Source organism: Moraxella sp. CTOTU49803 (assembly GCF_032097965.1).
In the GTDB taxonomy this organism is placed as follows: Bacteria; Pseudomonadota; Gammaproteobacteria; order Pseudomonadales; family Moraxellaceae; genus Faucicola; species Faucicola tetraodonis.
Window position 1 is genome coordinate 537,166 of sequence record NZ_DAMCJP010000001.1, and the last position, 12,994, is coordinate 550,159.

A 12,994-nucleotide genomic window follows, 5' to 3' on the forward strand; every position below is an offset into this window, starting at 1 on the left:
AAAAAACCCGATGTCACATCGGGTTTTTTATTTTAGGGTAAAAAATGCTGAATGATAGCTTACTCGCCTTAGCCAATTTATTAACCTCTGCTTTAACCGCTATCACAGGCGTGGGCGGCGGCATGATACTCATTGGACTGATGCCATTTTTTGTGCCTGCTGCAGCGATTGTGCCAGTGCATGGCGTGACCCAGCTTGTCAGTAATGCCACGCGCGCTTGGTTTGGTCGGGCTGCCTTAGACTTTACCTATTTTTGGCAATTTTTGGCGGGCTCATTGACGGGACTGTTGGTATTTGGCGTGCTTGTGCGCTTTATCCATTTAGAGCTTATTCCGTTATTTATCGGCATTTATATCTTACTAATAACTTGGTCAAGCACTTTTAACCGAGTGATTCGCCGTTTTGAAAGTTTCTTTTTGGTCGGATTTGCACAAACGGGCTTGGGCGTGTTTGTTGGCACACCGGGTCCACTCAATATCGCCATGCTCAATAAGTACTATGATGATAACAATGTCGTCGTTACCACGGGCGCCTTGATGATGACGGTGGTGCATACCGCTAAATTGATAGTTTATGTGGCGATGGGATTTGTGTTTGCCGATTATTGGCAATTGCTAGTGATGATGGTCATCATGGCAACCGTTGGCTCATGGCTTGGTACCCGACTTCGCCATAAAATCCGTTTAGACTGGCTAGAAAAAGTCCTGCCGTATCTACTCACCCTCATAGCGCTCAAATTGATTGTCGATATCGTCCACCGCTATTTTTTTTGAACCCCTAATGCCAAAAAATCTCAGTGATGAGCGCCATGGCGATGATGATAAATATCAAGCCACATAATCGATTAAGCCACATCAAGCGATTGCCCAATTGCAGCCAATCCGACAGTTTTTTGCCGCTCATGGTATAAACCAGCTGCCACGTTATCTCAATCATAAAAAAACCCACCGTGAGTATGAGGTATTGCGGCAATAAAGGCGCGGAAAAATTGATAAATTTGGGGAAAAATGCGGCAAAAAACAAAATCGCCTTGGGGTTGGACAATGACACCCAAACCCCTGTTTTAAACAGTTGCGCGGGGGTCGGTATGACCTGTAACTGGTCACTGTGCAATTCGCTGTCAGCTTGGCGCCAAGATTTTATCCCAAGATAGGCTAAATACAGCGCGCCAACGACTTTGATAATGGTCAGCAAAAAAGGCGCATTGGTACTGATAAGCCCTAGCCCTAACAGTGACGTTGTCAGTAATATAAATAAACCCATGCTCAGCCCTGCTAACGTCCACAGGGTTTTTTTGATGCCATAATTGACACCAAATTGGAACGCTAACAGCATATTAGAGCCAGGCGCTGCTGAGATAAGGCAAGTACTGATTAAAAAAAATAAGAAATTTTGCAGGGTCATTAGAATTTTTAGTAAATAAGTGAAAGATAGCCAATCAACGGTTAATGAGAAGTCTTGGCAGTGGGTGGAATGACAAACTGCCATTGCGGGTTAAAAAACCGTCGAAAAATCAGCAAAGTCGCTATTGTACACCCTAAGGTACTGCTGGTGGCAATTAAAAACAGGGTAATAATTTGATAAAGCACGGCTTGGTGCGGGTCTGCGCCTGCCAAAATTTGTCCTGTCATCATACCCGGCAAGCTCACTACCCCCACCACCATCATGCTGTTAATCGTCGGTGTGATGCCATTTTGAATGGCAGCAATGACGTAGGGTTTTGCAGTTTCCCAAGGCGTGGCGGACAATGCCAAATAAGTATTAATCATACTTTGTTCGCGATGAAAACTGCTGACAAGTTGGTTCATAGAGAGTGAGACAGCGGTCAATGAATTACCTAAAATCAGCCCCAATAACGGTATCATCACTTGCGGGCGAAACCATGTAGCAGCGTTGTCTGACAGCACCCACCCACCACCAAATATAGCTACCACCCAACTACTGACAAACACCGCCAATGCCGTATCCCAAAATAACCCTTTATAGGGTTTGTTAACCCGATTTTTGGCAGCGATAGTGGCGATAATCGACATAAAAGTCAAAATCGCCAACACTTCATACCATTGCTCTCTGGCAAAAATCCACGCAAGTACCAGTCCAATGAGACTTAGTTGAACCACCGTGCGAAAACTTGCAATGAGCAGGGATTTGACGATACCCAATTTCAACCAAACACTGATTGCCATCACCAGTAATAATGCCAGACTTGCTAGCGCCACTTGTAGGTAGGAGATAGCGGGCATGGTGATTGCTAATATCATCATGGCTGATTGCCTTGTACTATGGATGCGCGTATTTTGCTATCGATTGTTAACTCGTCATTGCTCAATTGACCATTAGCCATCGTCCAGTGGCTAGTGCCAATCGCCAATAAGCGCTGAATTTGGGTCGGCTCATGGCTGATCCACACCACGCTAGCATTGGGGGTGGATTGATACCAGTGGTTAATCAATGTTTCGACTTGGTGGGTGGTAGTGGTATCAAGGGAAGCAGTAGGCTCATCGAGTAATAAAATGGTCGGGTGCAACTGTAGCGTGCGTAATAAGTTGACAAGCTGTTTTTCGCCACCCGATAAGCTGCGGCTATCTTGCTGTAAAAACTGGGGTGATTTGCCAAGGTTAACTAGCTGCTGTTCATGCCAAGATACATCGAGTTTTTTGTCTTTATACAGTGCAAAGCTAAAGGGCAGGGTCAAGTTATCTAAGACGCTGCCCTCAATCATCTCACTTAGTTGCGCAATATAGGCCACCTGTGAGCGCCAAGTAGCTGGTGTCAAGTCGGTCAAATTTTTGCCGTTTAATGTAATGTGACCTGCTGACATAGGTAATAGGCTTGCTAGTAGCTTTAGCAGTAACGATTTGCCACTGCCAGACTGCCCGGTGATGATAATAAAGTTATGGTCATGGATTTCACCTGAAACATGATTGACGAGTGTTCGATTGTCGATTTGGTAAGACAGTTGGCTAAATTGCAGCATGGCTTTTTGAAGTATAGTTTTTTTAATGTATAGCGTTTTAAAGTATCGTGATAGAGTTATGACAGGGTGGTTTTATCCCAAAGCACTTCTTGACCGGCATCCAACCGAGCAACGACACGCGCCAATACAAACAGCCAATCGGACAGACGATTGATAAACTGTAGACTGAGTGGTGAGACATTATCATCCCGCGAGTTTAATGCCACGAGTAGGCGCTCAGCGTCTCGACAATAACAGCGAGCGATATGCACTTGGCTAGTCACAATGGTACCTGCAGGCAAGATAAAATCTTTGAGGGGTGGTAAATGGGTGTTCCACTCATCAATTTGATTTTCCAGCTCCGTCACATAGTCTGCCAAAATCCCGCGGTATTCGGGCATGGCAAGTTCACCCCCTAGATTGAAAAGCTGGTGCTGCAAGCGGCTTAACTTAGCATCAAATTGGGCGTGGTTGGGTTGGACATGGTTAGGTTGGGCTTGGCTGTTTTTAGTATGGTTATCTTGAGTAAGATAGCCCCGCAATAAACCGATTTGGGAGTTTAATAAGTCAATTTTGCCCATGGCGTCAAAGCGTAAGTCTGCTTTAGACATCCGTGAACCATCCGCCATGCCAGTGGTGCCGTCATCGCCCGTTCGGGTGTAAATCTTTGATAATCGATTGCCCATTGTAGAGACCTTAAAGTGTGAAATATGCCAAATCATAGCACTTTTAACAAAATTTCGGTATGATAACCGATTGTCTTTTTTACCCAACTTGCAAAGGTGACTATCCCATGACACAGCTGACACAGCCCATGCCGATTACCATATATGACTCGATGAGTGGACAAAAACGCCCATTCACGCCCTTAGAAGCAGGCAAAGTTGGCATGTATGTATGTGGGATGACGGTGTATGATTATTGCCACATTGGTCATGCACGGGTCATGGTCGGCTTTGATGTGGTCGTGCGCTGGCTGCGTCATATTGGCTATGATGTCAATTATGTGCGTAATATTACCGATATTGATGACAAAATTATTAACCGCGCTAAGGACAATGGCGAAAGTATCTATCAGTTGACAGACCGCTTTATCAAAGCCATGCATGAAGATGCGGACAATCTGGGCTGTGAGCGTCCTAATAGTGAGCCAAAAGCCACGGATTTTATCCCACAGATGCAGCATCTAATCCAAACGCTGGAAAGCAAAAAGTTAGCCTATCAAGGCGCAACGGGCGACGTCTATTATGCGGTCGAAAATTTTGCTGAGTATGGCAAGCTCTCAAAGCGTCGCTTAGCCGATATGCAAGCGGGTGCCAGTGAGCGGGTGAATGTTGAGACAGACAAAAAAAATCCGTTTGACTTTGTATTGTGGAAATCTGCCAAAGAAACAGAGCCATCTGAGACCAAATGGCAATCACCTTGGGGTGTGGGTCGCCCAGGTTGGCATATCGAATGTTCGGCGATGAGTACTTGCTGTTTGGGCGACACCTTCGATATCCACGGCGGCGGGCATGATTTGCAGTTTCCGCACCACGAAAACGAAATTGCCCAATCTGAAGGCGCAACTGGTAAAACTTATGCCAACAACTGGATGCATGTGGGCTTTATAAATGTTGATGGCGAGAAAATGTCAAAATCACTGGGTAATTTCTTTACCATTCGCGATGTGATGGGGCAATTTCACCCAGAGACCATTCGTTTCTTTATTTTATCGAGTCATTATCGCAGTCCAGTGAATTTCTCAGATAGCGCGCTTAAAGAAGCCCAAACCAGCCTCACGCGTCTGTATCAAGCCTTAAAATCTGTAGAAAGCCTAACCCAACCAGCGGGCGAGATTGATAAAGCTCCGTTTGAAACCCCTTTTAATCAAGCAATGTGCGATGATTTTAACAGTGCCGGGGCGGTGAGTGTATTATTTAGTCTGGCGCGTGAAATCAACAAAGCGGTTAATCTCGAAACCGCTGAAGGCAATGCCCAAGCGCTGGCACTGGCAACATTGCTAAAAGATTTGGCACAACCGCTCAATATCTTACAGCTTAATCCAACCGATTTTTTACAAGCGAAAGTGGGCGAAACGACCGGGTTAAGTGATAGCGAGATTGAAGCATTCATCGAAGCGCGCAAGCAAGCCAAAGCGGATAAAGACTTTGCCAAAGCTGACCAAATTCGTAATGATTTGAAGGCCCAAGGCGTTGAGCTAGAAGACGGTAAAAATGGCACGACTTGGCGCCGTGTTTAAGCTGATTTTAACCTGTCACGGTTTAAATTGCTTGATAATTTAACCGATTTTAGCTAGAATAGACGGTTAATCAAAAACTAAACGATGGTGTCAATTGAACATACCAATGACAACACGCTAAATCCAAAGGCTGGGCAGGGAACTGTTCAGCCTTTTGCGGTTTTTTGGCTGTCAAATTTTTCACCACGACAAAATTTTAATTACTATTTAACTACTCTTAACTGCTCCGAGGTCTTTATGTTACGAATCGTTGATGAAGCACTTACCTTTGATGATGTGCTGCTACTACCTGCTTATTCTGAAGTCTTGCCTAAGATGGTAGATTTAAAAACCCGTTTGACGCGCGGTATTGAGCTAAATTTACCCATCGTATCTGCTGCGATGGATACTGTGACTGAATCGCAAATGGCAATTACCATTGCCCAGCTTGGCGGTATGGGGATTTTGCACAAAAACATGGACATTGATTTACAAGCCATGCAAGTACGCCGGGTGAAAAAATTTGAAGCTGGTACGGTTGTTGATCCTATCAGCGTATCACCCGATACCAGTGTAGGCGAATTGCTTCGCATCACCAAAGAAAACAAAATTAGCGGTGTGCCTGTGGTAGAAGGTAACCAAGTGGTCGGTATCGTCACCCACCGTGATATCCGTTTTGAAAATAATCTAAGCCAGCCTGTTCGCAATATCATGACCCCAAAAGAAAAATTGGTGACAGTCAAAGAAGGCGAGCCGACAGAGAATATTAAACGTTTGCTACACGAACACCGCATCGAAAAAGTGATTGTTGTGGATGACAATTTTCAATTAAAAGGCTTGATTACTGTCAATGATTTCACCAAAGCTGAAAACAACCCAAATGCTTGCCGCGATGGTAAAGGTCGCCTACGTGTTGGCGCTGCAGTGGGTACGGGGGCAGATACCGAAGCTCGCGTTGAAGCGCTCATCGCTGCTGATGTGGACGTGATTGTTGTAGATACCGCACATGGTCATTCAAAAGGCGTCATCGATCGCGTGGCTTGGGTGAAAAAGAACTATCCAAACATCCAAGTGATTGGCGGTAATATCGCCACTGCTGATGCGGCACTCGCGTTGCGTGATGCGGGTGCCGATGCGGTCAAAGTGGGTATCGGTCCGGGCTCTATTTGTACTACGCGTATTATCGCAGGTATTGGCGTACCGCAAATTTCAGCGATTAGTAACGTGGCTGATGCGCTAAAAAATGACATTCCTCTGATAGCCGATGGTGGTATCCGTTTTTCAGGCGATATGGCGAAAGCGTTAGCAGCGGGTGCCTCTTCTATCATGGTGGGTTCTCTACTTGCAGGTACTGAAGAAGCGCCAGGGGAAGTGGAGCTATTCCAAGGTCGCTACTACAAAGCCTACCGTGGTATGGGTTCGCTAGGTGCGATGTCAGGACAAAACGGTTCATCCGATCGTTATTTCCAAGACGCCAAAGAAGGGGTAGAAAAATTGGTACCCGAAGGTATCGAAGGTCGCGTCCCTTACAAAGGTCCAATGAACGGTATCATCAACCAATTAGCCGGTGGCTTACGTTCGTCAATGGGCTATACAGGCTGTGCCAATATTGAAGAAATGCGTAGCAAACCACAGTTTGTACGTGTGACTTCGGCCGGTATGAAAGAATCTCACGTACATGACGTACAAATCACCAAAGAAGCCCCTAATTACCGTGTAAACTAAGTGATACGTTGATTGCGCTAAAACTGGGTTAACTACCCAGTTTTTTTATAGCCCAATTTATCGCCCAAAGTTTTTACAGCCTAGATTGACACCTTGCCGAGTGACCCATAAAAACAAACAGATGTCGCAACATGCGTGAAATTTTGCTATGCTAAAATTTTATATTCTTATAACAATGGGCGACAAAGGAGAATTAAATGAGTTATTTTGGTACTGATGGTATTCGTGGTAAGTTTGGGGAATTTCCGATACATCCGCAGTTTTTAATCAAACTAGGCTATGCCACGGGTAAAGTGCTGCTAGCTAACCAAGCGACCCCAAACGAAAATCATCGTCCCAATGTCGTCATTGGTAAAGATACGCGGCTCTCTGGCTATGTTATTGAAGCCTGTCTGCAAGCAGGATTTAACGCTGCAGGAGTAGATGTGCATATGCTAGGCACTATTCCAACCCCTGCCATCGCGCATTTGACCCGAAGTTTTCACGCTGATGCGGGCGTGGTGATATCCGCATCCCACAATCCGTTTTATGACAACGGTATCAAATTTTTCTCCAATGAAGGCAAAAAGCTGTCAGATGAAATTCAACAAGCCATCAATGAAAAAATTGATGAAATCAAAGATATCAATGTCGTCATTGATACCCCAGAAGCGCTAGGCAAAAGTTATCGTGTGGAAGATGCCAAAGGTCGCTATATCGAGTTTTGTAAGGGCACTTTCCCCTATAATCTAAATTTAAATGCCCTAAAAATCGTCGTTGACTGTGCCAATGGCGCAGGATACAGTGTCGCACCCCGTGTATTACGTGAGTTAGGTGCGACCGTAATTGCGATTGGCGATAAACCCGATGGCATTAATATCAACGACAATGTCGGCTCTACGCATCCGGCAAACTTGCAACAAGCGGTGCTTGACCATGATGCCCAAGTGGGTATTGCTTTAGATGGCGATGGCGACCGTATCATCATGGTCAATGAAAAAGGCGAGTTGGTTGATGGTGATGGCATTTTATATATTTTAGCCACCCAAGCAGCGCAACAAGTCGATGGCGTGGTAGGTACCTTGATGACCAACATGGGTCTGCAATTGGCGTTTGACAAAGCCGGTATTGCCTTTGAGCGCGCCAAAGTCGGCGACCGCTATGTCATGCAAGGACTTGAAAAAAATGGCTGGGTACTGGGCGGTGAGTCATCGGGTCATATTTTAACGCTAGATAAAGCCAGTACGGGCGATGCGATTGTGGCAGGTTTGCAAGTGCTTGCGGTGATGGCGCAGAGCAAACAATCATTATCAGAGCTGATGAAGGGTTATACGCAGCTACCACAAAAATTGGTCAATGTCAGATTGGCGCAAAAACAAGATCCCTATACCTTCCCAGAATTGGCAAATGCGTTTAAAGCTGCCGAAGAAAAATTGACAGGACGGGGTCGTTTACTGATTCGTCAATCAGGTACAGAGCCATTGATTCGGGTAATGGTCGAAAGCGATGATGAGATTGAGTGTGATATGCTAGCCAATGAACTTGCTGAAAAAGTACGCCAAGTGATGGCGTAAAGTTGACATTTGCTAAGGATAAAAAATGAGTATTGATTTTACCAGTCAACGATTATCTTATGAGCAAGGCGAGCTTATCGAATCACACTTGCCAGAGCAGCCGTTTGGCTTACTACAAACTTGGGTGCAACAAGCAATTGATGCCAAGCAAGGGGAAGCGTATGCGTTTTCACTGGCGACTTGTGGACGTGATAAGCAGCCAAGTGTGCGTACCCTACTGATGCGTGAAATTATCCAATTGGAAAACGCGGGCATTGGCCTCGTGTTTTATACCAATTACGACAGTGCCAAAGGCTGTGATTTGGCGACCAACCCCAATGCAGAAGCATTATTTTTTTGGCCGAGCCTAGAAAGACAAATCCGTCTTACCGGCGCTGTGCAAAAGGTTAGCCGTGAACAATCTGCTCAGTATTTTCATAGCCGCCCCCGTGACAGCCAATTAGCCGCTTGGGTCAGCGAGCCACAAAGCAGCGTGGTTGCTAGCCGCGAGGTAATGGAAGACAAATTTGCCCAATTAACTGTGCAGTACGGGGACAACCCAATTCCTTTACCAGAATTTTGGGGAGGCTATCTGCTGACCGTAGAAAAAATCGAATTTTGGCAGGGTAGAGCCAATCGTATGCATGACCGAATTGTCTATTCGCTAGATGGCGACCAATGGGTGATGGAACGCTTATTACCTTAAACTACAAGCCATAAAAAAACACGGTATTTTAAACCGTGTTTTTTTATTTGATAAAAATTAGTTTTGCAGTGAACGCAGTAAACGCACAAACTCAATATACATCCACACCAGTGTTGATAAGATACCAACGCTTAGTACCCACTCATAGCTTTCATCCACCCCTGCGGCATATGCTCGCTCAACACTGTCAAAATCTAATAACAAGCTCAATGACGCAATCACAATCACCAGCAAGCTAAAACCAATACCCACCACGCCACCGCTAAACAAATACGGCAGTGAGCTACCAAATAGGCTAAACCCGATTTGTACCAGATACACCAGCATGATAGCAATCACAGCCGACATCATCACAGAACGAAATTTTTGGGTGACTTTAATCACGCCACTGCGATAAAGCGCCAGCATCACTGCAGCGGTTACAAAAGTTGCGACCAACGCCGTCGGAGCCACTGTGGGAAACTTAATACTAGCAAACAGGGAAATCGCGCCAATCACGATGCCCTCTAAAATGGCATAGGGAATCGCCAATGTTTTAGCTATGTGGGGTTTTGAGATAATTACCATACTCAATACAAAAGCCACCAAGATACTGGCTAAAGCCGCTACACTAACAAAACCTGAAGTGACGCCACTAGCTAGGCAATAGCCAAAAAATCCAACACCTGACAAGGTTGTCAAACCTAACAGAAAAGAGGTTTTTCGGATGACCCCTTTGACCGTCATTGGTGTCGTACTAACCGCAAGTTCAGCACGAGATATAATCGGATTTGCCATAAAAATTTGCTCCCAAGAGTTAAAAAATTTCAAAAGTTAGCTATATGTTAATCACCTTAAATTAGCAAATAGCAATGAGTTTGTATACATTAACTGCACAACGAAGGTTAGCAATTTTGTAATATAAAATACTGATTGGGCATAACGTGAGCCAGTAAGCTGTGATAAAATAGTTCAATCTTTATCAGTTAATTTTCTGCTATGACGTCCACACTTATTCCCAATCCTGCCTTTGGGCGTATCGGCATTATGGGTCGTGCCAACAAGCCAAGTGTCATTCAAAGTATCTACCAAATTTGTGACTTTTTTCATGAGCAAGGGTTGCCTTTATTAATTGACCATCAGACGGCACGGTTGCCGGCATTGAGTTTTGCACGTCTGGGTGACATTGCTACGATTGAGCGAAGTTTGCTCGGCGGTGCTTGTGATTTGGTCATTGTGGTCGGTGGTGATGGCTCGCTCCTACATGCGGCGCAAGTACTGGTCAAACACAAGGTGCCCGTAGTGGGGGTGAACCGCGGACGTCTAGGGTTTTTAACTGACATTTATCCTGATGATTTAAACGTAAAATTGACCAGTATTTTACAAGGTCATTATCAGCTTGAAGATCGATTCTTGCTAAAGATGGAAATCCGTCAAGGTGCACATGTGATTTATGAAGATATGGCGCTAAATGACATTGTGCTGCATGCAGGAAAATCAGTGCATATGCTAGATTTTCATTTAAAAATTGATGGGCTTAATGTCTATCGTCAGCACAGTGATGGTCTGATTGCCTCCACACCAACGGGTTCCACCGCTTATGCGCTATCAGGTGGCGGGCCGATTATTCATCCTAGTATGGATGCCATTTGTCTGGTGCCTATGCATCCACATACCTTATCAAGCCGCCCGATTGTGGTCAGCGGCAATAGCGAAATCAAAATCCGCATCCATAAAGATAACCGCACCCAGCCGATGGTGAGTGCAGATGGCAAACCGTCGGTGCCGCTCAACCAAAACCAGCGTTTAGTGATTCACAAGCATCCGAACAAACTCACGTTATTACACCCACCTGGGGTGGATTTTTTTGAAGCTTGCCGTACCAAACTCGGCTGGAATAGCTACGCTGAAGAATTTAGTATGGATAATTAAATAAAAAAGCCACCTGAATCATTCGGTGGCTTTTTTATGACAAAATACCTTAATTAATCAGCCCACTTGCCGAGCGTTTTGAGATGAATCCATCTGGGATTTGGTTATGGTCGGCTTGCCAGCGCTGAAATGCCAATTTGGTATTGGTGCCTACGACGCCATCTGACCCTTTGGTATCATAGCCCATTGCCGTCAAACGCTGTTGCAGTTGGCGTACTTCATAAGTAGCAAGTGGCTGCTCATAGCGTGGCCAAGATTGCTGCAAGCCTGGCTGCCCGATAATAGCTTTGGCAAGTAAGCTCACTCCCATAGCATAATTGGAGGAATTATTGTATACCTTAATGGCATCAAAATTTTTGGTTAATAAAATCGCAGGACCCTCTTTACCTGCAGGGAGCCACAATTCTGCCATCGCATCCATCGGCGCATTTGGGGTGATAAATTGAACACCTAAATTTTGCCAGTCCGACATGGTTTTTTTGCTACTGACCTGGCGATAATCAAAACCACTCGGTAATCGTACCTCATAGTACGAGCCCATACCACGCTGCCAGCCGGCATTTTTAAGATAGCTTGCGGTAGAGGCTAACGCATCAGCGGTATGCCAAGGGTTACGATGACCATCACCATTGCCATCTACTGCTTCATCTAACCAAGTTTTGGGAATAAATTGGGTATGTCCCATCCCACCTGCCCAAGAGCCGCGCAGTTGCGACCAATCAATATCACCACGCTCAAGCAGCGACAACAGCGCTAGTAGCTGATCCTCTGCAAAACTGCGGCGACGACCATCATATGCCAATGTCGCCAAACTATTGACCAGTGATGAGTTGCCTGTGCCTTGACCATATGAAGATTCCATGCCCCAAATGGCAGTCACAATAGAGGCCGGCACACCATACTGATTTTCAATGCGATCAAGTAGCGCGCTTTGGCTGGCAAAATTGCGCTGACCCCCACTGACTCGACCACTCGACGCGGCACCATCGATATATTCCCAAGGCATTTTGGCAAATTCGGGCTGTCCTTTATCCAGTGACACCACTTGCTCGCTGTAGTTGGCACTAGACAGCAAGCGTTCAACATCAGCACGGGGGTAACCTTTTTGCACAGCGCGTTCAATAAAATCCGATTTCCACTGATAGAAGCTGCTGTATTGATTGGTTGGAACAGTCACAGGTGGCACGGGCGTGACTTTAGGTGGTACGGTAATGACCACAGGGGCAGTCGGCAACGTACCTGGTAATTTTTGGGGTTGGGTTTGAATAGGTGCTGATGAACAAGCTGCCAACAATGCCGCCAAGCTGACAGGTAATGCCAGTTTTTGACCAGCAAAACGCTGCGACAAACAGAGCGATAAAGCGACGATAGACGACGAATATTTAACATACATAGAGCAATAACCTCAATTAATACAAGCTAAATGCGTACAAACATAACAACAGTGGTAAAAAAATTGAATATAGCACAAAAATAGGAAATTTTAATTGTTAAGGAATAATTGATATAAAAATACTACAAAAATTGCGGTAAAAGTATTTGCCAGATTTTGGCAGTTTTGCCAGCGTTTTTTGGAAAATAGGATTGATAATTGGTCAAAAAAGTTTATGATAATCGGTTTATACTAGCTAATTTTGAGGAATAACTATGCTAAAAGTCAATCAATATTTTGATGGCAATGTGGCATCAATCGGTTTTCAAACAGCCACCCTACCTGCGACCGTGGGCGTGATGAAAGTAGGCGAATACGAATTTGGCACAAGTCAATTTGAAACCATGACTGTCATTAGCGGGGCTATCTCGGCATTGTTGCCAAACCAAACTGACTGGCAAACTTTTAAAGCCCATGACACCTTTACCGTCGATGCTAACCAAAAATTCAAGGTAAAAATTGACGAAGAAACGGCTTATCTTTGTACTTACCAAGATAAATAATCAAGATA

The 12,994-nt window shown here is 45.1% G+C and carries 13 protein-coding genes; 7 read left to right on the top strand and 6 right to left on the bottom strand.

The annotated features are described in order from the left end of the window. The first annotated feature begins 44 nt into the window (after positions 1-44). Positions 45-773, top strand: coding sequence for a sulfite exporter TauE/SafE family protein (locus RT422_RS02420; protein WP_284033958.1), 729 nt, complete (start codon positions 45-47; stop codon positions 771-773). 4 nt (positions 774-777) lie between these two features. On the opposite strand, the gene RT422_RS02425 is transcribed toward RT422_RS02420, so the two are convergent. From RT422_RS02425 to RT422_RS02440, 4 genes are read right to left on the bottom strand one after another with little or no spacing between them, the layout of a single operon-like run. Beyond that, positions 778-1,404, bottom strand: a complete 627-nt coding sequence (locus RT422_RS02425; RefSeq protein WP_159676914.1) for a LysE family translocator — start codon at positions 1,402-1,404, stop codon at positions 778-780. 41 nt (positions 1,405-1,445) lie between these two features. Continuing rightward, complete coding sequence (locus RT422_RS02430) at positions 1,446-2,264, bottom strand: ABC transporter permease (RefSeq protein ID WP_313421160.1); 819 nt, start codon at positions 2,262-2,264, stop codon at positions 1,446-1,448. Further along, a complete protein-coding gene (locus tag RT422_RS02435) occupies positions 2,261-2,977 on the bottom strand; it encodes an ATP-binding cassette domain-containing protein (RefSeq protein ID WP_313421161.1) in 717 nt (238 codons plus the stop codon). Before RT422_RS02435 ends, RT422_RS02430 begins: the two co-directional genes overlap by 4 nt. Positions 2,978-3,033: 56 nt before the next feature. Next, the gene (locus RT422_RS02440; protein ID WP_313421162.1) at positions 3,034-3,642 is read right to left on the bottom strand and encodes a cob(I)yrinic acid a,c-diamide adenosyltransferase; all 609 of its coding nucleotides are present in this window, start codon (positions 3,640-3,642) and stop codon (positions 3,034-3,036) included. 107 nt (positions 3,643-3,749) lie between these two features. On the opposite strand from RT422_RS02440, the gene cysS reads away from it, so the two are divergent. From cysS to pdxH, 4 genes are all read left to right on the top strand, one after another. Next, positions 3,750-5,198: a cysteine--tRNA ligase gene (gene cysS, locus RT422_RS02445; RefSeq protein WP_076776672.1), complete on the top strand. Its 1,449-nt coding sequence runs from the start codon at positions 3,750-3,752 to the stop codon at positions 5,196-5,198. A gap of 237 nt (positions 5,199-5,435) precedes the next feature. Next, positions 5,436-6,902: an IMP dehydrogenase gene (guaB, locus tag RT422_RS02450; RefSeq protein WP_076776743.1), complete on the top strand. Its 1,467-nt coding sequence runs from the start codon at positions 5,436-5,438 to the stop codon at positions 6,900-6,902. A 197-nt stretch (positions 6,903-7,099) separates the two neighbouring features. Continuing rightward, a complete protein-coding gene (gene glmM, locus RT422_RS02455; RefSeq protein ID WP_060994978.1) occupies positions 7,100-8,455 on the top strand; it encodes a phosphoglucosamine mutase in 1,356 nt (451 codons plus the stop codon). A 25-nt stretch (positions 8,456-8,480) separates the two neighbouring features. After that, positions 8,481-9,140 (top strand): pyridoxamine 5'-phosphate oxidase, encoded by a 660-nt coding sequence (gene pdxH, locus RT422_RS02460; RefSeq protein WP_313421163.1) that lies wholly within the window; start codon positions 8,481-8,483, stop codon positions 9,138-9,140. A 57-nt stretch (positions 9,141-9,197) separates the two neighbouring features. Here pdxH and RT422_RS02465 read toward each other — a convergent pair whose 3' ends face one another. Further along, positions 9,198-9,917, bottom strand: a complete 720-nt coding sequence (locus RT422_RS02465) for a Bax inhibitor-1/YccA family protein (protein WP_007116760.1) — start codon at positions 9,915-9,917, stop codon at positions 9,198-9,200. Positions 9,918-10,118: 201 nt separating this feature from the next. On the opposite strand from RT422_RS02465, the gene RT422_RS02470 reads away from it, so the two are divergent. Beyond that, positions 10,119-11,051 (top strand): NAD(+) kinase, encoded by a 933-nt coding sequence (locus tag RT422_RS02470; protein WP_007116759.1) that lies wholly within the window; start codon positions 10,119-10,121, stop codon positions 11,049-11,051. Positions 11,052-11,100: 49 nt separating this feature from the next. Here RT422_RS02470 and RT422_RS02475 read toward each other — a convergent pair whose 3' ends face one another. Further along, entirely contained in the window at positions 11,101-12,444 is a 1,344-nt protein-coding gene (locus RT422_RS02475) for a lytic murein transglycosylase (RefSeq protein ID WP_284033965.1), read from the bottom strand. 254 nt (positions 12,445-12,698) lie between these two features. Here RT422_RS02475 and RT422_RS02480 point away from each other — a divergent pair, with 254 nt between their 5' ends. Continuing rightward, entirely contained in the window at positions 12,699-12,986 is a 288-nt protein-coding gene (locus tag RT422_RS02480) for a pyrimidine/purine nucleoside phosphorylase (protein ID WP_007116757.1), read from the top strand. The last annotated feature ends 8 nt before the right edge of the window (positions 12,987-12,994 follow it).